The sequence below is a fragment of the Alcanivorax xiamenensis genome (genome assembly GCF_009846745.1).
Classification (GTDB): domain Bacteria; phylum Pseudomonadota; class Gammaproteobacteria; order Pseudomonadales; family Alcanivoracaceae; genus Alloalcanivorax; species Alloalcanivorax xiamenensis.
Window position 1 is genome coordinate 36,185 of the sequence record NZ_AQPF01000022.1, and the last position, 26,268, is coordinate 62,452.

General features: G+C 60.9%; 19 protein-coding genes and 4 tRNA genes. 9 read left to right on the plus strand and 14 right to left on the minus strand.

Annotated features, from left to right (window positions below; translation table 11 throughout):
• Nucleotides 1–55: 55 nt before the first annotated feature.
• Nucleotides 56–1,825: a hypothetical protein gene (locus tag A6D6_RS13340; protein ID WP_133490916.1), complete on the minus strand. Its 1,770-nt coding sequence runs from the start codon at nucleotides 1,823–1,825 to the stop codon at nucleotides 56–58.
• 96 nt (nucleotides 1,826–1,921) lie between these two features.
• Here A6D6_RS13340 and A6D6_RS13345 point away from each other — a divergent pair, with 96 nt between their 5' ends.
• Nucleotides 1,922–3,019, plus strand: coding sequence for an anthranilate synthase component I family protein (locus tag A6D6_RS13345; protein WP_159660997.1), 1,098 nt, complete (start codon nucleotides 1,922–1,924; stop codon nucleotides 3,017–3,019).
• A 217-nt stretch (nucleotides 3,020–3,236) separates the two neighbouring features.
• Here the strand turns inward: A6D6_RS13345 and dnaQ are convergent, their stop codons facing one another.
• The 3 genes from dnaQ to A6D6_RS13360 are packed head-to-tail and all read right to left on the minus strand — an operon-like array spanning nucleotide 3,237 to nucleotide 5,220.
• Entirely contained in the window at nucleotides 3,237–3,956 is a 720-nt protein-coding gene (gene dnaQ, locus A6D6_RS13350; protein ID WP_133490918.1) for a DNA polymerase III subunit epsilon, read from the minus strand.
• Complete coding sequence (gene rnhA / locus A6D6_RS13355; protein ID WP_133490919.1) at nucleotides 3,953–4,396, minus strand: ribonuclease HI; 444 nt, start codon at nucleotides 4,394–4,396, stop codon at nucleotides 3,953–3,955. Before rnhA ends, dnaQ begins: the two co-directional genes overlap by 4 nt.
• A 41-nt stretch (nucleotides 4,397–4,437) precedes the next feature.
• Nucleotides 4,438–5,220, minus strand: a complete 783-nt coding sequence (locus A6D6_RS13360; protein WP_133490920.1) for a class I SAM-dependent methyltransferase — start codon at nucleotides 5,218–5,220, stop codon at nucleotides 4,438–4,440.
• 105 nt (nucleotides 5,221–5,325) lie between these two features.
• Between A6D6_RS13360 and gloB the strand changes: the two genes are divergently transcribed.
• The 8 genes from gloB (at nucleotide 5,326) to nadN (ending at nucleotide 16,267) form a co-directional block, all read left to right on the plus strand.
• Nucleotides 5,326–6,099 carry a hydroxyacylglutathione hydrolase gene (gene gloB / locus A6D6_RS13365; RefSeq protein ID WP_133490921.1) on the plus strand — a complete coding sequence of 258 codons (774 nt, stop codon included), beginning with the start codon at nucleotides 5,326–5,328 and terminating at the stop codon, nucleotides 6,097–6,099.
• A gap of 302 nt (nucleotides 6,100–6,401) precedes the next feature.
• Nucleotides 6,402–7,796, plus strand: coding sequence for a LysM peptidoglycan-binding domain-containing protein (locus tag A6D6_RS13370; protein WP_236564102.1), 1,395 nt, complete (start codon nucleotides 6,402–6,404; stop codon nucleotides 7,794–7,796).
• Nucleotides 7,797–7,932: 136 nt separating this feature from the next.
• The gene (locus tag A6D6_RS13375) at nucleotides 7,933–9,732 is read left to right on the plus strand and encodes an extracellular solute-binding protein (protein WP_236564103.1); all 1,800 of its coding nucleotides are present in this window, start codon (nucleotides 7,933–7,935) and stop codon (nucleotides 9,730–9,732) included.
• Nucleotides 9,733–10,821: a microcin C ABC transporter permease YejB gene (locus tag A6D6_RS13380; RefSeq protein ID WP_159660999.1), complete on the plus strand. Its 1,089-nt coding sequence runs from the start codon at nucleotides 9,733–9,735 to the stop codon at nucleotides 10,819–10,821. It abuts the gene before it with no gap.
• Nucleotides 10,821–11,855, plus strand: coding sequence for an ABC transporter permease (locus A6D6_RS13385; RefSeq protein WP_439647237.1), 1,035 nt, complete (start codon nucleotides 10,821–10,823; stop codon nucleotides 11,853–11,855). Before A6D6_RS13380 ends, A6D6_RS13385 begins: the two co-directional genes overlap by 1 nt.
• Nucleotides 11,852–13,456 (plus strand): ABC transporter ATP-binding protein, encoded by a 1,605-nt coding sequence (locus tag A6D6_RS13390; protein ID WP_159661000.1) that lies wholly within the window; start codon nucleotides 11,852–11,854, stop codon nucleotides 13,454–13,456. Before A6D6_RS13385 ends, A6D6_RS13390 begins: the two co-directional genes overlap by 4 nt.
• A gap of 81 nt (nucleotides 13,457–13,537) precedes the next feature.
• A complete protein-coding gene (locus A6D6_RS13395) occupies nucleotides 13,538–14,341 on the plus strand; it encodes an enoyl-ACP reductase FabI (protein ID WP_159661001.1) in 804 nt (267 codons plus the stop codon).
• A 93-nt stretch (nucleotides 14,342–14,434) separates the two neighbouring features.
• Entirely contained in the window at nucleotides 14,435–16,267 is a 1,833-nt protein-coding gene (nadN, locus tag A6D6_RS13400) for an NAD nucleotidase (protein WP_159661002.1), read from the plus strand.
• 435 nt (nucleotides 16,268–16,702) lie between these two features.
• Here nadN and A6D6_RS13405 read toward each other — a convergent pair whose 3' ends face one another.
• The 10 genes from A6D6_RS13405 to A6D6_RS13450 form a co-directional block, all read right to left on the minus strand.
• On the minus strand, nucleotides 16,703–18,619 hold the full coding sequence (locus A6D6_RS13405) for a SurA N-terminal domain-containing protein (protein ID WP_133490926.1): 1,917 nt from the start codon (nucleotides 18,617–18,619) through the stop codon (nucleotides 16,703–16,705).
• A 219-nt stretch (nucleotides 18,620–18,838) separates the two neighbouring features.
• Nucleotides 18,839–18,915 (minus strand) — tRNA-Asp (locus A6D6_RS13410).
• A gap of 10 nt (nucleotides 18,916–18,925) precedes the next feature.
• Entirely contained in the window at nucleotides 18,926–19,198 is a 273-nt protein-coding gene (gene hbs, locus A6D6_RS13415) for a non-specific DNA-binding protein Hbs (RefSeq protein ID WP_133490927.1), read from the minus strand.
• A 186-nt stretch (nucleotides 19,199–19,384) separates the two neighbouring features.
• Entirely contained in the window at nucleotides 19,385–21,781 is a 2,397-nt protein-coding gene (lon, locus tag A6D6_RS13420) for an endopeptidase La (protein ID WP_133490928.1), read from the minus strand.
• 32 nt (nucleotides 21,782–21,813) lie between these two features.
• Nucleotides 21,814–23,094, minus strand: a complete 1,281-nt coding sequence (clpX, locus tag A6D6_RS13425) for an ATP-dependent Clp protease ATP-binding subunit ClpX (protein ID WP_014994725.1) — start codon at nucleotides 23,092–23,094, stop codon at nucleotides 21,814–21,816.
• 103 nt (nucleotides 23,095–23,197) lie between these two features.
• On the minus strand, nucleotides 23,198–23,848 hold the full coding sequence (gene clpP / locus A6D6_RS13430) for an ATP-dependent Clp endopeptidase proteolytic subunit ClpP (RefSeq protein WP_159661003.1): 651 nt from the start codon (nucleotides 23,846–23,848) through the stop codon (nucleotides 23,198–23,200).
• Between the two features lie 240 nt (nucleotides 23,849–24,088).
• Nucleotides 24,089–25,414 carry a trigger factor gene (gene tig, locus A6D6_RS13435; protein ID WP_159661004.1) on the minus strand — a complete coding sequence of 442 codons (1,326 nt, stop codon included), beginning with the start codon at nucleotides 25,412–25,414 and terminating at the stop codon, nucleotides 24,089–24,091.
• Nucleotides 25,415–25,725: 311 nt separating this feature from the next.
• A tRNA-His gene (locus tag A6D6_RS13440) sits at nucleotides 25,726–25,801 on the minus strand.
• 25 nt (nucleotides 25,802–25,826) lie between these two features.
• A tRNA-Arg gene (locus A6D6_RS13445) sits at nucleotides 25,827–25,903 on the minus strand.
• A 43-nt stretch (nucleotides 25,904–25,946) separates the two neighbouring features.
• Nucleotides 25,947–26,023 (minus strand) — tRNA-Pro (locus tag A6D6_RS13450).
• Nucleotides 26,024–26,268 lie beyond the last annotated feature (245 nt).

Below are 26,268 nucleotides of genomic sequence, written 5' to 3' on the forward strand. Positions count from 1 at the left end.
CTCGGCGCCATCCAATCTTTCAATGATTATTGTCGACAATGATGCCGAGATGGACTCAGAGAGCGCAAGCACTACCCTGATAACGCCATTCCACCGAGCCACGGCTTTCCGAGTCCTGGCGTTCCAGATCATTGCTTCCGGCGGCCCGCAGTTGGGCCGGGCGGTAGAGATCACGCCAAGTGCCACGCAGACGTTCGCTGTAACGGTCAGAGCGATACAAGGTGCGAGGGCCGCTGGTCAGATCCAGGGTGCCGTCAATGCGGGTTCCAAAATGCGGTGTTCCGGTCCGGTTGGTGGCCCCTGGCGCCAGCAGCAACGCCACTGTCGCGGTGTTGGCGCTGGCGGAGGTGACCAATCCGGCTGGAAGCAGCTCGTCCTCGCAGGTCGCGGCGGCGTAGGCGGTGCCGTCGTTGGCGATCCGCACCACGAAGGTTTCGGTCTGGTTCTGATCGGCCCGGTTCCGCTCGCGGGCCTGGTTCGGCTCCAACGGCTGGCAGACGCCACTGCCATCCCGCAAGCACCGCGGATAGTTGCCGTCGCTGCCCAGTTCCCTGGTGGGAATGAAGTCCGAACACTCCGCCGAGTCACTGGCACAGGCCCGTTTCAGGGTCACGGCGTAATAGCCGGCGGCACCGCCAAGCCCGTCACCGTTCCCCATCACCGACCCGGTCTGGGTAGCACGAACACTCAGGCCAATGTTGCCGGCGCCGAGCACGCTGCCTTGGATCCGCCCGGTTTCACCACCACTGGGGGCGGACGGACTGCCCGGCAGATCCAGCGCGAAGTCGGTGACGAAACCGCCCCCCACCCGCTGATTGATGTAAAGCGCCCGATGCCCCAGCAGACGCCCGCTCAGGGTGGCGTCGGTGGCGGCCGTGCTGTTCAAGAGGCCAACCAGGGTTCCCTGTTGGACGGTCAGTCCCGCCGCCAGCGTGGGAACACCTTCCCAGGCCACCAGATCCTCACTGCCTCCGTTGTCCGGATCCCCTTTTTGCAGCTGTCCCAAACCCAGCACGCGGCCATCGGGCAGCACCAGGGATTCCATGCGCAGCGCGTTCTGGTTGCTGTCGAATGCCTTCGGCTGATCACAGGGGGCGGCGCCATCCTGACAGGTCTCGAGAACATACTGGCCGGCCCGCGTCGCCGTGTTGGCGTTATCGATCCGGGCGGTCACCGTGGACGGATCCGCCGGGAAACCGGAAACCGTAGCCTCCGCGGACACCGCATCCAACAACGGCTGCCAGGCGGCGCGGAAAGCGGCATAGTCCGGATAATCAAATTCCAGCGACGGTACCAGGGTATCGAAGTTCTCGCTGACCAGCTCATTCACCACTTCCGGCAATTCGAGCCGCGAGGTCGCCGGATCACTGTCCAGCGCCATCAGCAACGCCGTCCGGTTGCGTACCCGATAGTCGCTGGCGGCGATCCGGCGCGGCGCCTCCACCATATCGGCCAGAGTGAAACGATAATCGCGGGTTGTCAGCCGTTGCGGCAAATAGGCCTCCCCGAGGGTGACCCAGCGCCCCTTGTAGCGGCGGTCCCCGAGAAAGAAAGCGATGCTTTCAGCGTCCGACGGACACAGGGCCCGGTCCGCTGGCAACTGCTCGGTGGCGGTATCCAATACATAATAAAGAGAGCTGCCGCACTCATAAGACAGGTTGGTCGCCACGGTGCCCTCCAACGTCACCTGATACTCACCACCAGGTTCCAGCAGACACCGCGCCGTGGAGGGGCAGACCCCCACGTCATGCTGGGAATAGCTTTTGCCCCCACCACCGCAGGCCGCCAGGGCCAGACAGCCGGATATCAACAACAGTTTTTTCATGCGCGTTTATTCCTTCACCACGGCTCGCCGCCCGGCGCCGGTGGCGCTACACTAGCCGGCCTGTTTTCGCCGCTCGCGAGCCTTTCCCGACACCTCATGCTTGATAGCGTTCACGTCGTCTTTCGTCAAAATGGCCGTTTGCTGGCCCTCGGACCACCCGATCACACGCTTTACGCGCGAGACCGCGACGCCCTGAGCGCCCTGCCAGAACGGGTCGCCAGCGCCCTCAGCCGGGGTTACCGGTTCGCCTGCGGACTGCTGCCCTATGCGGCGGGCCTGGCTCTACAGGGCATCGGCGACAGTGATGCGCCGGCGGTGGTGCACCTTTACCGGTCCACGCCGCGGCCGTTCCAGGAGCAGTCCGGCGCCTTCCGTCTGACCCGGCCGTTCCAGCCACAGCAAACTGCTGATAAGTATGCCTATGCACTGCAAAGGATCAGTTGCTATCTCGTAGCCGGAGATTGCTATCAGGTAAATTACAGTCAACGTTTCGATGCCCGCTTCCAAGGCGATCCGCTGATCGCCTTCCAGCGGCTGGCGCGTGCGCACCCCGCTCCCCATGCCTGTTTTTTCCGTGATCGTGGCGAAGCAGTGTTCGGCGTATCGCCGGAGCGCTTCTTGCGGGTGGACGGCCGCGACGTGGTCACCGAGCCGATCAAGGGCTCACGGCCGCGCGGTAACAATGAAGAGGAAGATCGGCGCCTGGGAGAAGCCCTGCTGGCCAATCCCAAGGACCGCGCCGAGAATCTTATGATCGTCGATCTGTTACGCAACGATCTGGGCGCGGTTTGCGAACCGGGCTCGATAACGGTGGACCCGCTGTTCGAGTTACGCCGCTTCAGCAATGTCCAGCATCTGGTCTCCACCGTGCACGGACGCCTGCGTCCGGAGGTGACGCCCCTGGCCGCGCTGATCAGCGCCTTTCCCGGAGGCAGCATCACCGGCGCGCCGAAGAAACGGGCCATGGAAATCATTCAGGAACTGGAACCGGTGCCGCGCGGCCCCTACTGCGGCACGCTGTTCTGGCAGGACGATCAGGGCCGGCTGGACAGCAACATTCTGATCCGCACCCTCTACACCCGGGGCAACGCGCTGTACTGCCACGGCGGCGGTGGCATCGTGATCGATTCCACCACCGAGGAAGAGTATCGGGAGAGCCGCTTTAAGGTGGAAAAACTGATGGCGGTGTTATAGCCCGGCACCAAAGGAACATTGCGGTCCGTCGATCATTGCTGTACCGCGACTCGCCAGCACTCTTACACGCGCCACTGAGGCGCTCCATTCGCGGCCAAGGCCGCTCCCACGGCGGCTCTGTAGTGCTCTCCGTGGGAAGCGAGCTGGCTCGCGAATGCAGCGCGCGTTCATGCCTCCAGCCCCCATGGACTACCGTGATGCTCTTTCGACTTCGGTATCAGCCCTCTTCGCTCTCCCACAATGTCGGCTGGCCATTTTGCTCCGCCATCGAGCGCAGCTTGTCCAGATGGCGCTGAAGATCGTCACCACCGGCGGACACCACTCGCAACGAAGGACGATCCGCGCTCAGCCGGCGAATCGCCTCCGCCTGCCGCTGGCCTCCGCCGCCGCCATCCTGCCCACCCAGGGAAAGGTTGGTCTGGCCACCGGTCATGGCCAGATAAACGTCGGCAAGAATCTCCGAGTCAAGCAGAGCGCCGTGCAACTCCCGGTGGCCATTGTCCACGTCGTAGCGGCGGCACAACGCGTCCAGGCTGTTCTTCTGCCCGGGGTGCATCTCCCGCGCCAGCCGCAGCGTATCCAGTACCCGGCAGCGCTGCTCCACCGTACCCCAGCGGGCGCCCAGCAGCTTCAATTCATGATTGATGAAACCGACATCAAAAGGCGCGTTATGGATCACCAACTCGGCGCCATCGATGAAATTGACGAATTCCTCGGCCACCTGCGCGAACACCGGCTTGTCGGCCAGGAACTCGAGAGTGATCCCGTGCACCTCCATCGCCCCTTCGTCGATTTCCCGTTCCGGGTTGATGTACAGATGCAGGTTGTTGCCGGTAATACGGCGATTCATCACCTCCACGCAGCCGATCTCGATGATACGGTGTCCGGCGGCGGGCTCCAGGCCAGTGGTTTCGGTATCCAGTACGATCTGTCTCATCCGTCCACTCTCATCTGATCAATTCCACGGTTGGCCAGGCGGTCGGCCCGTTCGTTCTCCGCGTGCCCGCTGTGCCCTCGTACCCAGTGCCACTCCACTTCATGGGGCGCGGCGGCCTGATCCAGGCGTTGCCACAGGTCAGCGTTCTTCACCGGTTGGCGGGAGGCGGTGCGCCAGCCACGCCGTTTCCAGTTGGCCATCCATTCGGTGATACCCTGACGTACATATTGGGAGTCCGTGGTCAGCACCACCCGGCAGGGGGACTTCAAGGTTTCCAGAGCGACGATGGCCGCCATCAATTCCATGCGATTATTGGTGGTCAACGGCTCGCCACCGAATAATTCCTTTTCGTGCTCGCCATGACGCAACAGCGCCCCCCAGCCTCCCGGGCCCGGATTGCCACGACAGGCGCCGTCGGTAAAAATTTCCACTGTCTTCAAGAACCACTCCAGTCACTTTCGATGATCATTCCGCGTTGCGCTCATTCCACGTTACGTTGCCAGCGGGCCAACGGCACGGAGATGACCGTCGGATGTGATGGCTCGCCCCGCCGGAACGACGGCGCCAGAGGCCGTACCATGGCGGCGCGCTTGCGCGCCACCAGCAAATAACTGGCACCGTGACGCCACCACAGGCGCCGCCCCAGCCATTCCAGCCAGGACAACCTGCGGCGGCCGCGCTCACCCAACGGCAGATTATGAAAGCCGCTGGCCAGTCCTTCCACTTCAAACCCCAACACCTGCAGCCAATCACTGACCCGATAAGGGGTGAAATAACGGCCGACCCAGCCGGGCCGGCGGTTGGCACCAGGCCGGAACCAGCGCGCCAGCCCCAACAGACTGACCGGTTGAAACGACACCACCGCGATCATGCCACCCGGCGCCACGCAACCGGCCGCCTCCCGCAGCACCTGGTGCGGCTCGTTCTGAAACTCCAGGCCATGGTGCAGCAACAACACATCCACGCTGTTCTTGGCTATCGGCAGCGCCCTGGCCTGAGCCTGCACCTGACCGCCGCCCAGCTTCGGCGGCGTAACGTTGCAGCACCAAGGAATACGAATACCTTCCAGCATATGGCGACATGCGCTGGAGCCCACCGATACCGCCCGCTGCCCCACCAGTCTGGGCAGCCAGTCGGCGAGCAGCTCGCGTTCCTCGTTCAGCAACGCGCGGCCGGCGTCGCTGTCGAGCCAGCGATCAAAGCGGTGCGGCATATCCTGGGGGTGGCGCCGGTAGGGGCCGCGGGGCAAAGGGGGCAACTGCATCCGTGACGCTCTCCGTGGTAGGCTTGACTCCGTGACAGGCTTAACGTGGATGTTCGGTATCAGTTCCAGCGCCAAGTATCAGCGCCAAAACAAGGGTAGCACGACATGCTTCAGACCCCTACGGCGATTCCCGCCTTCCAGGATAATTACATATGGGCCCTCCGCCGTGACCATCACTGCGTGGTGGTTGATCCTGGCGACGCCGCCCCGGTTGAGGCCTGGTTACGCGAACAGGGCCTGATTCTTACCGGCATTCTTATCACCCACCACCATCCCGACCATGTCGGCGGCGTTCAAGCCTTGCTGGAACACCGGGAGATCCCGGTCCATGGTCCGGCCCGGGAAACCATTCCCGGCCTTACCCACCCCCTCAATGACGGCGACCGGGTGAAACTGGCGGACCTGGATCTGGAGCTGGAAGTACTGGACGTGCCTGGCCACACCCTGGGCCACATCGCCTACCATGCCCGTCAGCCGGGCTGGCTGTTCTGCGGCGACACGCTGTTCGCCGGAGGCTGCGGGCGGCTGTTCGAAGGCACCCCGGAACAAATGCATCATTCGCTGTCCCGGCTGGCCGCGCTGCCGGAGGGCACCCAGGTCTTTTGTGCCCACGAATACACCCTGGCCAATCTCACCTTCGCCGCCAAGGTGACCCCCGAGGACCCCGACGTCCGCACGCGCCTGAACGACGTCAAGGCCCTGCGCGATGCCGGGCGCATCACCCTGCCCTCCACCATCGCCATGGAGCGCCGTACCAACCCGTTCCTGCGCGCCACCGAGCCAGCTCTGCGCCAGTCCTGTGAGCGCCACTTCGAGGCGCCGCTGGATACTCCGGTGGACAGTTTTGCCGCCCTGCGGCGCTGGAAGGACAGCGGTTGATCGCGGGGCGGGCGCCCGGCACCGGGCGTCCGCCCCTCCCCGCACCACCATATTTAACCTTGCCGTAACCTTTCCCGCTCCCTAGAATTCACCGGAATTTCAATAGCCATATAATTGACATGCATAGACTTCTAGGCGTTTTTGCCTTGGGGGTGTTGTTGTTTAGCGGGGGCTGCTCACTAACACCATCCGTGGATGAATTACCGCCCATGCCACCGGCGGCACCGGAGCCGGAACAAGAACCAATACCGGGCTCGGAGGCAGGTGCATCCGACCTTGCCAACGGCATGGAACCTGTTCCCGTGGGCGTCGCCGAACCGGCGGACCAGGATCTCTGGGTACGTTTGCGCGAAGGGTATGGCCTGCCCCGGGTGGACAATGCCCGGGTGGAGGAACAGCGTGTTTTCTACACTCGTCACCCGGTCTATTTCACCCGGGTCACCACCCGCGCGGAACGCTATCTGAAGTTCATCGTCGATGAAGCCACCGCCCGCGACATGCCCACCGAACTGGCGTTGCTGCCGGTGGTGGAAAGCGCCTTCGACCCCTTCGCCTATTCCCACGGCCGCGCCGCCGGCCCCTGGCAGTTCATTCCCTCAACGGGCCAGCATTTCGGCCTGCGCCAGGACTGGTGGTACGACGGTCGCCGCGACATCATCGCCTCCACCCGGGCCGCCCTGACTTACCTGCGGCAACTCGCCGACCGTTTCGAGGGCGACTGGCTGCTGGCGCTGGCGTCCTACAATGCCGGCGCCGGCACCGTTCTCCGGGCACAGAAACGCAATGAAGCGGCGGGCAAACCCACGGACTTCTGGAGTCTGGATCTGCCCACGGAAACCACTGCCTATGTTCCCAAGCTGCTGGCGGTGGCGGACATCGTCAGGAATCCGAAGCAATACGGCGTGGCCCTGCACCCGATCGCCGATGTGCCCTACTTCATCAGCGTCAATACCGGCGGGCAATTGGACCTGACCCAGGCAGCCCGACTCGCCGAAGTGCCGATGGAAGAGCTGTATCTGCTTAATCCCGGCTTCAATCGCTGGGCCACCGCCCCCGCCGGACCGCACCGTCTGTTGGTGCCGGCGGACAAGGCGGAACGGTTCAAGGCCGGTCTGGCCACCCTGTCCACCGGCCAGCGGATGCGCTGGCAGCGTTACACCATTGCCCGAGGCGACAATCTGCAAAGTATCGCCCAACGCCATCGCACCAAAGTGCAGGTCCTGCGCGAAATCAATCATCTCAAGGGCAACACCATCATCGCCGGCAAGACCCTGTTGATTCCGCAATCCGCCAGGAGCGGCGTGCCCCCGGCCGGTGACAGCGCCAACTCTCAGGGCCGTAGGCTGGCGCACCGGGTCGGTGACGGTGACACACTGTGGGATTTGGCACGACGTTACCAGGTATCGGTAGGCGACCTGGCCCGGTGGAACAATCTCGACCCCAAGGCACCGCTGCGAATCGGGCAGACCTTGAAAGTAGTGAACGGCAACGATGGCGGCGGCCGGACTCAGAGGGCGGAAATGGTCCGTCAGGTTCGTTACTCGGTACGTCACGGTGATTCGTTGTACACCATCGCCAATCGCTTTAATGTGTCCGTGAACGATATTCGCAGTTGGAATAATGCCCTGAGCAAGCGCCGCTACCTGCGCCCCGGTGACCGTGTCACGCTGTTCGTGGACATTCGCGAGGCTCCCTGATCGAACCGTGCGGACCGCCGGAACGCCGCGCGCCGCTCATGGTCATATACCCTGTCGAAGGCATTGAAAGCTGGCACCCAAGCCTTCGACAGGCTCTAATGTGGGATTCGATGACGATCAGGAGTGGATAATAACGATGAGAGCCGTCACCATTCTGTTGGGTTTGCTGCTGGCCCTGCCGGCGCTCGCCGAAGTGCACAGCAGCCATGCCATCACCATGTACGACGCTCCCAAGTATGGCCCTTCCTTCCGTCACTTCGACTACGTCAACGCCAACGCCCCCACCGGCGGTCAGATCAAGCTCCATGTAATTGGCGGCTTTGACAGCTTCATGCCCTACCTGCCCAAAGGCAGCGCCGCCGCCGGCGTCGGCGGTCTCGGTCCCAGCTTCCTCTACGACAGCCTGACCGTGCGCAGCCTGGATGAACCGTTCACCGAATACGGCCTGCTCGCCGAACGCATGGAATGGCCCGACGACCGCAGCTGGATCACCTTTACTCTGCGTGACCAAGCCCGCTTCGCCGACGGCCAGCCAGTCACCGCCGAGGACGTGGTATGGAGCTTCAATCAGCTGACTGAACATGGCCAGCCACTTTACGCCTACTACTATGCCGATGTGGAAAAAGTGGAGGCGCTCTCCGAACGCAAGGTGAAGTTCACCTTCAAACCCGGCGACAACCGGGAACTGGTGATGATCGTCGGCCAGCTTCCGGTATTACCCAAGCACTTCTGGAAGGACAAGGATTTTACTCAGGCGGATCTCACCGTGCCGATGGGGTCCGGCCCCTATCGCATCGCCAGTTTCAAGCCCGGCAAGCAAGTGGTATACGAACGCCGCGATGATTACTGGGCCTGGGACCTGCCGGTGATCCAGGGCCAGTACAATTTCGGCCGGGTGATCTTCGAGTACTACCTGGATCAGACCGTAGCGCTGGAAGCCTTCAAAAAAGGCGATTACGACTTCCGCTTCGAAATGAACTCAAAACTGTGGGCCACCGCCTACACCGGGCGGGATTTCAACAACGGTAAACTGGTCAAGGAAGAAATCCATCACCAGAACCCCTCGGGCATGCAGGGTTTTATCTTCAACACGCGCCGTCCACTGTTTCAGGATCCGGTGTTGCGGGAAGCCATGGCCTATGCGCTGGATTTCGAATGGTCCAACAAGCAGTTGTTTTATAATCAATACAAGCGTACCCGCAGCTATTTCCAGAACTCGGAAATGGCCGCCACTGGCCTGCCCTCCGAGACGGAGCTTAAGCTGCTGGCCCCCTTACGTGATGAGCTGCCTGAGCGAGTCTTTACCGAGGAGTACCAGCCGCCAGTCTCCGACGGCAGCGGCCGTCCGCGGGAGAATCTGCGTACCGCCCAAACTCTGCTCAAGAAGGCCGGCTACGAGGTGCGAAACGGACAGTTGTTCAACCCCGAAGGGAAGCCGGTGAAGTTCGAGTTTCTGCTTTACAGCCCGGCTTTCGAACGTGTGGTTCTGCCCTTCGCCCGCAATCTCAAGGCGCTGGGCATCAATGCCGATGTGATTCGCGTGGACGAATCCCAGTATCTTCAGCGCATACGAAATTTCAATTTCGACATGATCGTCGGCGGCTGGGGCCAGTCGTCCTCCCCGGGCAACGAGCAGCGGGATTTCTGGTCCAGCAAGGCGGCGGACCGTCCCAGCAGCCGCAATTACGCCGGCATCAAGGACCCTGCCATCGACAGTCTGGTAAAAACGCTGATTTCCGCAAAGGACCGTGAGGCCCTGGTGACCAGCAGCCGGGCGCTGGATCGCGCCCTGCAGTGGGGATTCTACGTGATCCCCAATTGGGGGATGGATTATCACCGCTTCGCCTACCGCTCGCGGCTGGCCCACCCGGATTTGCCGCCGTACCTCGGTGTCGACGGGGCGCTGGACCTTTGGTGGGATACAACGGCGGAATAAATGCCACGTTATATTCTCAAACGGTTATTGCTGATCATTCCCACCTTGTTCGGCATTCTGTTGTTGAACTTCCTGGTGGTGCAGGCCGCCCCTGGCGGCCCGGTGGAGCGCGTGCTCGCCGAGCTCCAGGGTCAGGGCGGCGGCGGGGGTCCCGGCGGCGGCTTCGCCGGCACCACCGCGGATACCATCGGTGGTGCCGGGCATTCCGGTTATCGCGGCTCCACCGGGCTGTCACCGGAACTGGTGGCCCGTATCGAACAGTTCTACGGCTTCGACAAACCGGCCCTGGAACGCTTCTGGATCATGCTGCGCAATTATCTGAGATTCGACTTCGGCGAGTCCTATTATCGTGATCGTCCGGTGTCGGATCTGATCATCGAACGGATTCCGGTGTCGGTGTCGCTGGGGCTGTGGAGCACGCTCATCGCCTATCTGGTGTCGATTCCGCTGGGCATTCGCAAAGCGGTGAAGGATGGCTCCCGCTTCGATGTGTGGAGCAGTACCGCCATCGCCATCGGCTACGCCATTCCCAGTTTTCTGTTCGCCATCCTGCTGGTGGTGCTGTTCGCCGGCGGCTCCTATTTCGAGTGGTTCCCGCTACGAGGCCTGACCTCGGACAACTTCGCGCAGTTATCCTGGTCCGGCAAGATCACCGATTACCTGCATCACATCGCCCTGCCCACCCTCGCCATTGTCATCGGCAATTTCGCCACCCTCACCATGCTGACCAAGAACTCGTTCCTCGACGAGATCGGCAAACAGTATGTCCAGACCGCCCGGGCCAAGGGGCTGAGTGAAAAGCAGGTGCTCTACCGCCATGTTTTCCGCAACGCCATGCTGATCATCATCGCCGGTTTCCCGGCGGCGTTCGTCAGCGTGTTCTTCACCGGCGTGCTGTTGATCGAGTACATTTTCTCTCTGGACGGCCTTGGGCTGCTTGGCTTCGAATCGGTAATCAATCGGGACTATCCGGTGGTGTTTGGCACCCTGTTCATCTTCACCCTGCTGGGTATGCTGCTGAAACTGGTCTCCGACCTGACCTACATGTGGGTGGACCCGCGTATCGATTTCGAGCGGAGGGCCCACTGATGATGGCGACGGCAAGCGCCCCCCTCTGGCGGCGGCAATGGCGGGCATTTCGGGCCAACCGTCGCGGCTTCTGGTCCCTGTTGGTGTTTCTGGTGCTGTTCCTGGTCAGTCTCGGCGCGGAGTGGATCGCCAACGACAAGCCTTTATTGATCCGATATGACGGTGCTTTCTATACCCCGGTGCTGCACACCTATCCGGAAACCACCTTTGGCGGTTTCTTCGAGACCGAAGCCAATTACCGGGATCCGGTGGTAAGGGAATTGATCGAGGAAAAAGGCTGGATGCTCTGGCCGGCGATCCGTTACCACTACACCACCATCAATTACGAGCTCACCGTGCCGGCGCCAGCGCCGCCTTCCGCGGAGAACTGGCTCGGCACCGATGATCAGGGTCGGGACGTTCTGGCGCGCCTGATCTATGGATTCCGTACTTCGGTGCTGTTCGGTTTGATGCTGACCCTCAGCGCCAGCGCCATCGGTATCATGGTGGGCGCGATCCAGGGCTATTACGGCGGCTGGACCGATCTGGCCGGACAGCGCTTTATCGAGATCTGGTCGAGCATGCCGATCCTCTATCTGATCATCATCCTCTCCAGCTTCGTGGTGCCCAGTTTCTGGAGTCTGCTGGTGATCATGCTGCTGTTCTCATGGATGACGCTGGTGGATCTGGTCCGCGCCGAGTTCCTGCGTTGCCGCAACATGGAGTATGTGCGTGCCGCCCAGGCCATCGGCGTGCGCACGCCGGTGATCATGTTCCGTCACATGCTGCCTAATGCCATGGTCGCTACCCTGACCTATCTCCCCTTCGTACTGAACGCCGCGGTAATCACCCTTACCTCCCTGGATTTCATCGGCTTCGGCCTGCCACCGGGATCACCGTCACTGGGCGAACTGCTCGGCCAGGGCAAAGCCAACCTGCAGGCCCCGTGGCTGGGACTGAGCGCCTTCGCCACCCTGGCCTTGATGCTGTCTCTGCTGGTGTTCATCGGCGAAGCCGTGCGCGATGCCTTCGACCCGAGGAAATTCCTGTCATGAGCCTGCTGGAGCTGGAGCAACTGACGGTCCGTTTTGGCGACGCCGCGCCGGTGGTGGATCGGGTCAGTCTCAAACTGGAACGGGGCCGCATGCTGGCGCTGGTGGGGGAATCCGGTTCCGGCAAATCACTGACCGCCATGTCCATCCTCGACCTGCTTCCCGCCAGCGCTACCCGCGAGGCCAAGGCCCTGCGTCTGGATGATGAGAATCTGCTGGCCTGCTCGGAGCCGCAACGGCGGCGTTTGCGCGGCGGCCGTATCGGAACCATCTTCCAGGAACCGCTGACGGCGCTGAACCCCTTGCACACGGTGGAGAAACAGATCGGTGAAACGCTGCGCATTCACCAGGGGCTCAACGGCGCCGCCGCGCGCCAACGCAGCCTGTCGTTGCTGAGCCAGGTGGAGCTGCCCGCCAGCGAAGCCATGCTGTCGCGCTATCCGCACCAGCTCAGCGGTGGACAACGCCAGCGCGTGATGATCGCCATGGCCCTGGCCAACGACCCGGAGTTACTGATCGCCGATGAGCCCACCACCGCCCTGGACGTGACCGTCCAGGAAACCATCATGGACCTGCTCAAACGCCTGCAGCATGAGCGCAATCTGGGCATTCTGCTGATCAGCCATGATCTCGGACTGGTGGGCCGGTTCGCCGAGGACGTGGCGGTGATGCACCACGGCAAGGTGGTGGAAAGTGGCCCGTCGGAGCAGGTGTTGAGCCAGCCACAAGCACATTATACCCGCCATCTGATCGACGCCGAGCCGAGCGGTACCGCGATACCGGTGCCGGATGACGCGCCCACCTTGCTGCGGGCGGATGATCTGCAAGTGAGCTTCAAAGGCGGTCGCCGTGGCTGGTTCGGTCCACGGGAGGAGACCCGGGCGGTGGACCGCATTTCCTTTCAACTGCGCCGGGGTGAAACCCTGGGCGTGGTGGGTGAATCCGGCTCCGGCAAGTCGACCCTGGCGCTGGCGCTGCTGCGGCTGGTTGCCTGCCAGGGCCGCATAATGCTGCTGGATCAGGATCTCACCCGTCTGCGGGGTGGCGCCCTGCGTCCCTGGCGGCGCCATATGCAGGTGGTGTTCCAGGACCCGTTCGGTAGCCTGAATCCGCGTCTGACGGTATTGCGAGCGGTGGAGGAAGGACTTCGCGTACACCAACCGGATCTGAGCCGCGACCAGCGCCGGGATCGGGTGCGGCAGCTGCTGCGGGAAGTGGGACTCGATCCCGAGGCCTTGGAGCGTTATCCCCATGAGTTCTCCGGTGGCCAGCGCCAGCGGATCGCCATCGCCCGGGCATTGATCATGAAACCGGATCTGCTGATCCTGGATGAGCCCACCTCCGCCCTGGATCGCAGCGTACAGGCCCAGGTACTGGATCTGCTGCGCGATCTGCAACGCCGGCACGGGCTCAGCTACCTGTTCATCAGCCATGACCTCAAGGTGGTGCGAGCCCTCAGCCACCGGTTGCTGGTGATGCGCCAGGGCCAGGTGGTCGAGCACGGCGACACCGAGACTGTCTTTCAGCGGCCTGCTCACGACTATACGCGCACCCTGATCGACGCGGCTTTCAGTACCGAGAAGAAACACGCCGTTGCACATTGAAAGGCCGGCACCGTTTATCCCCGGCCGGTTTTCTCTATACTTGGAGCAGCTATCTTCAACACCAATATTCGAGGACAGACCATGGGTTTTCTCGCGGGCAAACGCTTCCTGATCGTCGGCATCGCCAGCGATCGCTCCATCGCCACCGGTATCGCCGAAGCCATGCACCGGGAAGGCGCCGAACTGGCCTTCACCTACCAGAACGACAAGCTGAAAAAGCGGGTGCTGAAAGCCGCCGAGGCCTATGGCAGCAACGAGAATCTGTGCTTCCCCTGCGATGTGACCTCCGATGAGGAAATCAACCAGGTGTTCGCCGACCTGGGGCAACAGTGGGACGGCCTGGACGGCGTGGTGCACGCGGTGGGCTTTGCTCCCGCCAACGAACTGGATGGTAACTTCGCCGAGGTCGCCACCCGGGAAGGCTTCCGCATTGCTCACGATATCTCCGCGTACAGCTTCGTGGCGCTGGCCAAGGCGGCACGGCCTCTGATGCAAGGCCGCAATGGCGCCCTGCTGACGCTGTCCTATCATGCCTCCCGCCAAACCGTGCCGAACTACAACGTCATGGGCCTGGCCAAAGCCAGTCTGGAAGCCTCGGTGCGTTATCTGGCCTCCAGCCTGGGCCCGGAAGGGATCCGCGTGAACGGCGTTTCCGCCGGTCCGATCCGCACCCTGGCCGCCTCCGGCATCAAGAAATTCCGCACCATGCTGGAGTACAACGCCTCCAAGGCGCCGCTGCGCCGTAACGTCACCATCGAGGAAGTGGGTAATACCGCCGCCTTCCTGTGTTCCGATCTGGCCTCCGGGATCACCGGTGAAATCACCTATGTGGACGCCGGGGCCGCCACCGTCTCCATGCCGTTCGAGGAACCGGGCGAGGATTAATCCTCGCCGCCCTCTCCCCGCCCTCTCCCATCACCACACTGACATATTCCACTGTCAGGCTGGCGGCTCCGAACCGATCAAAAAAGGAGCCCGATGGTGAGCCCGAAAACCTCTCTGGCCCTGTTGCCACTGGTATCCGCGCTGGCCCTGGCCGGCTGCGGTGGCGACGGCAGCGATAACGATAACAGCGACGGTGGGGAGCCGCTGTCCCTGACCCTCCTTCATATCAACGATCATCACTCCAATCTGGAGCCGTCGAGCCTGACGCTGGATATCGCCGGCGCGGAAACCACCTTTGAGTCAGGTGGTTTTCCCCGCGTGGTGGCCAAGATCGCCGAACGGGAAGCAGCGCGGAGCAATGTCCTCAAGCTGCACGCGGGGGATGCCATCACCGGCACTCTGTACTTCTCCAGCTTCGAAGGCGAGGCCGACGCCAAGCTGATGAACCAGGTGTGTTTCGACGCCTTCGCTCTGGGGAATCACGAATTCGACCGGGGTGACGCCGGCCTCAAGAAGTTCCTCGACTACCTCGCCGATGACAGCTGCGGGACTCCGGCTCTGGCCGCCAACGTCAAACCTCAAGTAGGCACCCCGCTGGCGCCCAACGCCGAGGACGACTACATCAAGCCCTACGTGATCCACGAAGTGAACGGGCAACAGGTGGGCATTATCGGCATCGACATCGCCGGCAAAACCCAGAACAGTTCCAGCCCGCTGGACACCACTCAGTTCCTGGACGAGCAGGAAACCGCCCAGGCCATGATCGACGAGCTGGCCGATCAAGGCGTCAATAAAATCGTCCTGCTGACCCACTACCAATACCAGAACGATCTGGAAATGGCCGCCAATCTGTCCGGCGTGGATGTGATCATCGGCGGTGACTCGCACACCCTGCTGGGAGATTTTGCTGATTATGGCCTGCCCGCATCCGGTGATTACCCCACCATTGTGACCAACGCCGATGGCGATCTGGCCTGCGTCGCCCAGGCCTGGCAGTACTCCCAGGTGGTGGGAGAGTTGAACGTGGAGTGGGATGGCGAGGGTAACGTCACCGCCTGCGCGGGGGTGCCGCACCTGCTGTTGGGAGACTCAATCACCCGCGAAACCGCCAACGACGAAACCTACCAGCCGGAGGGAGCGGAACGGCAACAGATCCTCGCCGCCATTGACGCCGACGCTCAACTCAGTCTGACCAGCCCCGACCTCAATGCGCGGACGCTGCTGGCTGGTTTTACCGACCAACTCGATGAATTCCAGAATATCGAGATCGGCACCGCCACCGAAGACCTGTGCCTGGCCCGGATCCCCGGTCAGGAGTATGGCGATCCTTGCCCCAGCGAGGATCCCGATCGTGGCGGTGATATTCCCAATGTGGTGGCCAACGCCTTTCTGTTCATGAGCAAGGCAGCCGACGTCTCCATCCAGAATGCCGGCGGCGTGCGCATCGATATCCCGGCGGGCCCCGTCACCATTGGTAATGCCTACAAGTTGCTGCCGTTCGGCAACACCCTCACCAACCTGGAAATGACCGGCGCGGAAATCCGCCAGGTCCTCAATGAAGCGGTGGAGTATGCCCACACGGACTCCTCCGGTGCTTACCCCTATGCCGCCGGGTTGCGATGGTACGTGGACATGAATCGGCCTGAAGGTGCACGTCTTTATGACATAGAGTACCGTCAGCGCAACGAAGGCGAGTGGCAGCCACTGGAAGACAGTACCGAGCTGACCGTGGTGAGCAACAGCTTCACCGCCAGCGGTCAGGACGGCTACGTGACCTTCGGTACGGTCAGCGAAGATGGCCGCGCCGAGGACACTTTCCTTGACTACGCACAGTCCTTTGTCGACTACATGATGGAAGTCGGCACGGTCAGCAAGCCGGCTCAGGACACCTATTCCACCCGTTACTACACCCCGGCGCCGGAGTAAGCGGCATCACCGTGGACGGTCTAATGAAAAGCCCGCCCCTGAAACAGGGCGGGCTTTTTATATGTTCATCGCGGGGTTTGTGGACAGTAAGCACAGCTGCCCCACAGTTATGAAACAGTCCGCCTATACGCAGCACGCTGGCACACCAATTCGCTGGCAAGCCAGCTTCCCACAGAGGGAGCTACGGAGCCGCTGTGGGAAGCTGGCTTGCCAGCGAATACAGCGCGAATCCATGCCTGCAAAGCTATGAGGTTCCCCTGTTAGCGTGCTCCGATGGCGCTCCCCATTCCCTTTTCAGCGAAACAAAAAATCGTCGGGAACGATTTTTGACGTCGCTTGCGACGGCCCAAAGGGTAACCGCCACGGATGGTGGACACAAAAAAAGCCCGCTCCTGAATCAGGGCGGGCTTTCATCATCGTCGCGACGTCGGCGACTTACTCAGGTTTGGCTCGCAGCTCATCGGCATGGATGGCAACATCGCGGGTATCGCGCAGGAACGCCATGACCTGCTCGAAGTCGCGCTCACCTTCCATCTCACCCAGTTGCAGCAAAGCCTGCTTCTGCTGGTTCTCCGGCAGCGGCTCCCCACCGCCGTCAGTCACACCGGTAACCTGAAATGCCACCCAGCCACCATTGGGTAAATCCGCCACCTGGACTTCAGAGGCGCCCTGCTCCTGCGTCCATGGCAGTGTGAAGGCTTGCTGCACCACCATCGGTGCCGGTTGACGAGCACCGCGATGCACCGCGCTTTGCTCTTCGATCTGGACATTTGCCAAGGCCGCGATTTCATCCATCGCCTTGCCCTCTTTGGCCAGTTCGCGCGCCTGCTCGGCCAGAGAGCTGGCTTTTTCCCGCGCTTGCTGGCCCTTCAGGGTATCGCGAATCCGTTCCGCCACCTGATCAAGCGGCAACGGCTCCGGCTCCTGGCGATCCTCCAGATGCACCGCCAAATAGCGGCCACCATTCAGCTCCAGCACGTCACTGTTATGGCCCTGCTCTTTCACCGCCGGCGTGTTCAGGGCTTCACGCACCTTGGCCGAATCCAGCTCCGCCGGCAGGGCATTCAGAGCTACCCAATCCGTGGTCTCGACTTTCAGGCCCAGTTGCTCCGCCGGAGTCTGCAGATCACCATGCTCGAACACCAGTTCTTCCATCTGTGCCAACGCGTCCATCATCATGGACTGAGCACGGGCGGCTTTGAGATCGGCGGTCAGACGCTCGCGCATTTCGTCCAGCGGCGGGAAGGTCTGCTTGTCCTCGCGCAGCACGGTCAGCAAATGCACACCGGATTCAGACACCACCGGCTCGGAAACATCGCCCACGGACAGAGACTTCAGTGCCTCATCCAATGCCTCCGGCAACGAGCCGGGAGCCAGCATACCCAGATTACCGCCGTTATCGGCACTGCCCGGGTCATCGGAATAGGTCTTCGCGGCATCGGCGAAAGACTCACCACCTTCGATGGCCTCGCGCACTTCACGGGCACGCTCAAGCGCTTCATCCGCACCGCGGCCGTCCGTGCCAATCAGAATATGGGCCACTTCCTTGGAACCATTGGCGCGGCTCTCCGCCATGCCGCGGCGAGCTTCGTATTCGGCGCTAATATCATCGTCGCTGACCTCAACTTGCCCGGCGTACTGCTCCGGGCTCAACACCAGATAGCTGATGCGATAGCGCTCGGGGCGCATGAACTGGTCCTGGTGGTCCTGGTAATACTGCTCCACCTGCTCATCGGTGGCGTTGAACTGGCTTTCCAGATCCGCCAGGGACAACCGCACATAACGCAAGTCACGGGTCTGCTCACCCAGGCGGCGCTGTTCGGCGAGCTCACCGGGTAACGCGAAGTCGGTGCCGGTGAAGGCGAACCGGTACTGCTGGGTCAGCCGGTCCTGACGATAGCCATCGAGATAGCCACGCGGGGTCATGCCCTGGCTGCGCAACAAACGCTCGAACTGTTCGTCGGAAAATTTTCCATTCTCGAAAAACGCCTGATTGGAACGGATCTCCGCCGCGGCCTGCACTTCGCTGAAAGCCATGTCAGCGTTATTGGCGGCGGACAAAGTGAGCTGCTCGTTGATGATACCTTCCAGCACCATTTCCGGACGCACATAGGCATCAAGCATGGCCTCGTTCATACCCGGACTTTGCTGACGCAGCATCTGCCGCAGCCGCTCGGTTCTCGCGGTCACGTAGTTGCGATAAATCTTGTTGCCGTCCACTTCGGCCACCGAGACCGAGTCACCCCCACCGGTGAAATAACCATAAAACCCGGAAATAATAAAAGGGAGAATAATGGCGGCGAGCAGAACCTTGCCCACGGGCCCGCGGACAAATCGCCTGAACTCCTGCATGCTTCACTCCAAAGAGATACCGATCAATCGATTCGTTTTTATTTGGAACACCAAGGCGCCAGACGGTTCCGGGTTCCAGAGAGCCTGTTCATGATTTTTACCTCCGCATGCGGAATTCGATGATCCCGGCACGAAGACCGGAGCCAGGCGAGATAAAAATCATGAACAGGTTCTCAAAGCAAAAAAGCGCATCCGCTCTCCGGATACGCTTCCTGGGACTGGCGGAGCGGACGGGACTCGAACCCGCGACCCCCGGCGTGACAGGCCGGTATTCTAACCAGCTGAACTACCGCTCCCGGAACCAGTTTAGTTCACCGCGTCTTTCAGTGCCTTGCCGGCTTTGAAGCCCGGCACGGTGGCTGCGGCGATCTTGATGGTCTCACCGGTCTGCGGATTGCGGCCTTCACGAGCGGCACGCTGCTTCACGGAGAAAGTACCGAAGCCAACCAGAGAAACGCTATCGCCTTTCTTCAGTGCACCGGTGACCGCTTCCAGCGTCGCATCCAGAGCACGACCCGCGTCGGCCTTGGAAATGTCAGCAGCCGCTGCGATCGCATCAATCAGTTCTGATTTATTCACAAAATTCCCCTTTTGCTGTTTCCCGGTTTCGTGGTCGAGGCGTAACGCACTCTCCTTACGACGAAGCCGCCTTTATACCAATGGCTTTAGGCAGGCGTCAAGAAAGGAAAGGCGCTATACCGATAACTCACGTGATTGTAAAAAAGTCTGCCAAATCAAACTGTTAAACGCGGAAAAAAAGGCGGCTCAATGAGTACTTGGCCGCTCTGATTCTCGCTGCGCTTTTTCATCGGCCAGGGCCAGATCCTCTTCAACTTCCGCTTCGCTCAAAGGCGTAGGCGTTTGCGTCAAGGCCACTTCCAGCACCTGATCGATCCATTTTACCGGACGAATATCCAATGACGCTTTGATATTTTCCGGCACTTCCTTCAGGTCGCGCTCATTTTCCTGAGGAATCAAGACGGTTTTTATGCCACCGCGGTGAGCGGCCAGCAATTTTTCTTTAAGTCCACCGATGGCCAGAACCTGACCACGCAGGGTGATTTCGCCAGTCATCGCCACGTCGGCGCGAACCGGAATCCCGCACAATACCGAAACCAAGGCGGTGCACATGGCAGTCCCGGCGCTGGGACCATCCTTTGGGGTCGCCCCTTCCGGCACGTGAATGTGCAGATCGTTACGCTCCAGTTGCCGGCGACGAATTCCCAGCATCCGGGAACGGCTTTTCACCACGGTCCAGGCTGCCTGGATCGACTCCTGCATCACATCACCCAGAGACCCGGTGGTGGTGACACGGCCCTTGCCCGGCGTCGATACACTTTCAATGGTCAGCAACTCGCCGCCAACAGAGGTCCAGGCCAGGCCGGTAACCTGCCCGATCTGGTCCTGATCCTCGGCCAGACCGTAGCTGAACTTGCGCACTCCCAGATAGTGATCGAGATTGTCCTCGGACAATGTCACCGTCTCGGAGGAACGGCTCAGCGAATGCTCTTTCACCACCTTGCGGCAGATCTTGCTGATCTCCCGTTCCAGACCACGCACCCCGGCTTCACGGGTATAATGGCGGACGATATGACGCAGACTGTCGTCGCTGAACGCCACTTCGTCCTTCTTCAAACCGTTGGCTTTGATCTGCTTGGGAATCAGGTACTGGGAAGCGATGTTGACCTTCTCTTCCTCGGTATAACCGGGAAGGCGAATCACTTCCATGCGATCCAGCAGCGGCGCGGGAATGTTCATCGAGTTGGACGTGCAGATGAACAAGGTCTCGGAGAGATCGTAATCCACTTCCAGATAGTGATCGTTGAAGGTGTTGTTCTGTTCCGGATCCAGCACCTCCAGCAGCGCGGACGCGGGATCGCCACGCATATCCATGCCCATCTTATCGACTTCGTCGAGCAGGAACAGTGGATTGCGCACACCGACCTTGGAGAGCTTCTGAATCACTTTGCCCGGCAATGAGCCGATATAAGTACGGCGGTGACCGCGAATTTCCGCTTCATCACGGACCCCGCCCAGCGCCATTCGCACGAACTTGCGGTTGGTGGCTCTGGCCACGGACTGGCCCAGGGAGGTTTTGCCCACGCCCGGCGGTCCCACCAGACAAAGCACCGGCCCCTTGACCTTGCCGACCCGGCTTTGCACGGCGAGAAACTCCAGAATCCGCTCCTTCACTTCTTCCAGGCCGTAATGATCCTGATCCAGCACATCACGGGCATGGGCCAGGTCGTGACGCACCCGGCTGCGCTTTTTCCATGGCACCGAGGTCATCCAGTCCAGGTAGCTGCGCACTACCGTGGCTTCGGCGGACATCGGTGACATCATGCGCAGCTTGCTCAATTCAGCCTTGGATTTCTCCAAGGCGTCCTTGCTCATGCCGGCGCTGTCGATGCGTTTTTCCAGATCCTCGAGCTCGTTACCGCTGTCGTCCAGATCACCAAGTTCTTTCTGAATCGCTTTCATCTGCTCATTCAGATAGTACTCGCGCTGGCTCTTCTCCATCTGCTTCTTGACCCGGCCACGGATGCGCTTTTCCATCTTCAGCACATCCATGTCGGATTCCATCAGCGCCACCAGGTGTTCCACCCGCTCGCGCACATCGGCCATTTCCAGCACGTCCTGCTTTTCTTCCAGCTTGAGCTGAAGATGGGCGGAAATGGTGTCCGCCAGACGGCTGATGTCCTCGATCGACTGCACCGAACTCATCACTTCCGGCGCCACTTTCTTGGACAGTTTGACGTATTCCTCGAACTGCGCCAGCAGCGAACGGGCCAGAGCCTCCTGCTCGCTCAGCGACGGCAACTGATCGTCCAGTTCCCGCACGTCCGCCACCCCGCCCTGCTCGTCGAAGCGGGCGCGGGTGACATGGCCGCGCACGCCGCCTTCCACCAGCACTTTCACGGTGCCGTCGGGCAGTCGCAGCATCTGCAGGATGGTGGAAACGGTGCCCACCCGGTAGATATCGTCCTCGCCGGGGTCATCGTCCGAGGCGTTGCGCTGGGCGACCAGCATGATCTGCTTGTCGTCACTCATGGCCGCTTCCAGAGCGGCGATGGATTTCTCCCGCCCGACGAACAGCGGGATCACCATATGGGGATACACCACTACGTCTCTGAGCGGAAGCAAGGGAATATCTTTCAGCACTTAGGGCCTCTATCGGTTCACGGGGCGCCCGATCAATCGGGCGCCACTCGGGACGTTTGCTCGCTGTTTTCGTAGATCAGCAACGGCTCCGATTCACCTTGGATGGTGGCGCTGTCGATCACCACTTTGACCACGCCCTCCATGGAAGGCACCTGGTACATGGTATCCAACAAAACGCTTTCCAGGATGGAACGCAGACCACGGGCGCCGGACTTTCGTTCCATCGCCTTGCGGGCCACGGAACGCAAAGCGTCCTCGCGGAAGTCCAGTTCCACGCCTTCCATCTCGAACAGGCGCATGTACTGTTTGGTCAGGGCATTACGTGGCTCGGTGAGAATCTGCACCAGCGCGTCCTCGGACAATTCTTCCAGAGTCGCCACCACCGGCAGACGGCCGATGAATTCCGGAATCAGGCCGTACTTGACCAGGTCCTCCGGCTCCACGCCGACCAGGGTCTCGCCCACGTTGCGGTCCCCTTCCTTGCTTTTCACCTCGGCGGAAAAACCGATGCCGCCCTTCTCGGAACGATCCCGAATCACCTTGTCCAGGCCGGCGAACGCGCCACCACAGATGAACAGGATGTTGGAGGTGTCCACTTGCAGGAATTCCTGCTGCGGATGTTTACGCCCTCCCTGGGGCGGCACCGAGGCCACCGTGCCCTCGATGAGCTTCAGCAGGGCCTGCTGCACCCCTTCCCCGCTAACGTCACGGGTAATCGAGGGATTGTCGGATTTACGCGAGATCTTGTCGATCTCGTCAATGTAGACGATGCCCTTCTGGGCCTTCTCCACATCGTAATCACATTTTTGCAACAGCTTCTGGATAATGTTCTCCACGTCCTCACCGACATAGCCGGCCTCGGTAAGCGTGGTGGCGTCGGCAATGGTGAAGGGAACATTGAGCAGGCGCGCGAGGGTTTCGGCCAGCAGGGTCTTACCGCTGCCGGTGGGACCGATAAGCAAGATATTGCTTTTACCCAGTTCCACGTCGTCACGACCGCGAAGGGTGCTGTTGAGCCGCTTGTAGTGGTTGTATACAGCCACGGAAAGCACTTTTTTGGCCCGTTCCTGACCGATCACGTACTCATCGAGCGTGTTCTTGATCTCGTCAGGCTTGGGCAGGCTTTCCTGACCACTGTTGTCGCCGTCTTCCTGGACTTCCTCGCGGATGATGTCATTGCACAGATCCACGCACTCATCACAGATGAAGACCGACGGGCCCGCGATCAGCTTGCGGACTTCGTGCTGGCTCTTGCCACAGAACGAGCAGTACAGCAGCTTGCCGTCGTCGCTCTTTCCGGTGTTATCGGTCATCGAATCGCCTCTGAACCTGATTTAACTTTGAAGATGCAGGGAGAACCCGCTTTTTTCAAGCCCGGAAGCTCCGGGAAGGTGTCCCCGGAGCCGTTCCGGAGCCTCAGCGCCGATGGACCACCTGGTCAATCAGACCGTATTCCCGTGCCTGCTCCGCGGACATGAAGTTGTCGCGGTCGGTGTCGCGCTCCAGCACTTCCAGCGGCTGGCCGGTGTGTCTGGCCAGTAGTTCATTGAGCTGGGACTTGATCTTGAGGATTTCCCGGGCGTGGATCTCAATATCGGAAGCCTGTCCCTGGAAGCCGCCCAGCGGCTGGTGGATCATCACCCGGGAGTGCGGCAACGCCAGACGCTTGCCTTCGGCGCCAGCCGCGAGCAGGAACGCGCCCATGCTGGCCGCCTGGCCCACGCACATGGTGGACACTTCCGGCTTGATGAACTGCATGGTGTCGTAAATGGACATCCCCGCGGTTACCGAGCCTCCGGGGCTGTTGATATACAGATGGATATCCTTGTCCGGGTTCTCGGACTCAAGAAACAGCATCTGCGCCACGATCAGGTTGGCCATGTAGTCTTCCACCTGGCCAATCAGGAATATCACCCTCTCCTTGAGCAGTCGGGAGTAAATATCGAACTGCCGCTCGCCCCGGGAGGTTTGCTCCACCACGATCGGCACCAGCCCGGTGGCGGTGGGGTCGGCCATCAGCGTTTTCATCTCCGGGGTCAGGGAGGTAATCCGGCTCAGATCGATCATCTAGCGTTTCCTTTGTCTACGGGATCATGGGCAACGTGCCCGGCTTGATACCGCGGGTGTTGGGGCGGCGCCCTCGAATCACAAGGGCATGCCCGTTTTTTCCGATACTATGACGCCCTTCGGCAGGGCGTCCACAAAGGCGGGGCCAGAAGTGGGTTAACTGCGCAAAACTTGGTCAAAACGGTTACTTTCACAGCAAAACGGGGCCAAAAGGCCCCGCTCTTCGTAGGTCTATTCGGCTCAGGCCGTTTCGTCGGCCTGCTCCGGCTGGCGTGGCTTCACCGCCTCCTGGTAGGACATGCTCTTCTCTTCGACCTTGGCCCCGTCCAGCACCAGATCCACCACCTGATCCTCGAGCACCGCGCCCTCAATCTGCTGCAGTTGCTGCGGGTTATTGTAAACCCAGTTAATCAGTTCCTGCGGCTGCTCGTATTGAGCGGCGATGTCTTCCACCCGGGCCTTGACACGGTCGGCGTCCGGTTTCAGGTCATTCTTCTCGAGAATCGCGCGCACCACCAGACCCAGACGAACGGAGCGTTCGGCCTGGTCGCGGAACAGCTCTTCAGGCAGCATGGAGGCATCGAACTGCTGGCCGCCGCCAAACTGCTGCACCATCTGCTGGCGCATGCGATCGATTTCCTGTTTGATCAGTGCCGCCGGCAGATCGAACTCATGCAGTTTGGCCAGGCCGTCCATGGTTTGCTCTTTGACCTTGCCGGACACCGCGTTTTTCAGTTCGCGTTCCATGTTGTTGCGAACCTCGGCCTTGAACGTATCGAGTTCACCGTCCTCGACACCGAACGCCTTCATGAACTCGGCATCCACTTCCGGCAGGGTCTTGGCTTCCACCTTGTTGACCTTGATCTGGAACACCACCGCCTGACCTTTCAGTTCCTCGGAGTGGTACTCCTCCGGAAAGGTCACGTCGATGTCCTTCTCTTCACCGGCTTTCATGCCGACAATGCCGTCCTCGAAGCCGGGGATCATGCTGCCGGAGCCCAGTTCCAGGTTCTGACCTTCGGCGCTGCCGCCCTCGAAGGCTTCGCCATCCTTCAGGCCTTTATAGTCGATGTTGACACGATCGCCCTGCTCGGCGGCGCGGTCCACTTCAGCGAAGTCGGAGCGCTGGGTGCGCAGGGTTTCAATCATTTCGTCTACGTCGGCGTCGGTGATTTCCGCCACCGGCTTTTCCACCTCGATGGTGGACAGATCGGCCAGTTCCACTTCCGGGAACACCTCGAAGGTGGCCACGAACTCCAGGTCCTGACCGCCTTCGTTACGAGTGGCTTCGAAGCCCGGCAGACCGGCGGGTTGCAGGTTCTCCTTCTCGACCGCTTCCAGGAAGGACTCGCGCATCACGTCGGCCAGCACTTCGTTGCGCACGGCGGCGCCAAAACGACGCTTTACTTCACGCAGCGGCACCTTGCCGGGGCGGAAACCGTCCAGACGGATGTTTTTCTGCGCTTCGCGCAGCTTGTTTTCCACCGCCTGATCCACCTTATCCGCGGGGACACCGACGGTCATGCGCCGTTCCAGACCTGAAGTCGTTTCTACAGAAACCTGCATAACATCCTCTATTTAAAAGACTTTTCAAATCCCGCGGCCCCCGATGCACGGACGGACCCCGTATGAAGGGCGCAAATTATAATCAATGGCAGCCGCCCTGCCTACGCCCATGAGACGCCAGACGCCAGACGCCAGACGCCAGAGATGCAAAACATGATGCAAAACCAGACCTAACGCTCTGGCAAGCACTAAAACGCTTATCTGTATCCGCAATGTTCGAAGATGCGATGTTCTAAAGCGTCCGGCGTTGGGCGTCCAGCGTCTGGCCCCAACAAAAAAGCCCCCGGGTTTCCACCCGGAGGCTCCATGTATGGGGTGACTGATGGGATTTGAACCCACGACCACCGGAGTCACAATCCGGGGCTCTACCAGCTGAGCTACAGTCACCATAAATCACTTGAGCCGCCAGCGATGGCACGCCTGGCAGGGCTCGAACCTGCAACCTACGGCTTAGAAGGCCGTTGCTCTATCCAATTGAGCTACAGGCGCTTAACTATCTTTCAACCTTGCGACCTCTCAACCTTCGCTGAGTTGGTCGGGGTGGAGGGATTCGAACCCCCGACATCCTGCTCCCAAAGCAGGCGCGCTACCAGGCTGCGCTACACCCCGCCGAGCAGGTCGAGCGAGGCGGCATAATACTCGCCGCCCCCGGGAGCGTCAACGCCGCGAACCCGCTATCCGACCTGTTCGCTGGAATTATAAACAACCGGAGGAGAAAAGTGCCGTGCCTCTGTTTTTGTGGCCACCATCCATGGCGGCCATCCTCCGGACCATTGCTATCGCAACGTCAAAAATCGCTCCCGGCGATTAGTGTCCCACAATCCGCTGACACGCAACACGCCGGCACGCCAAAC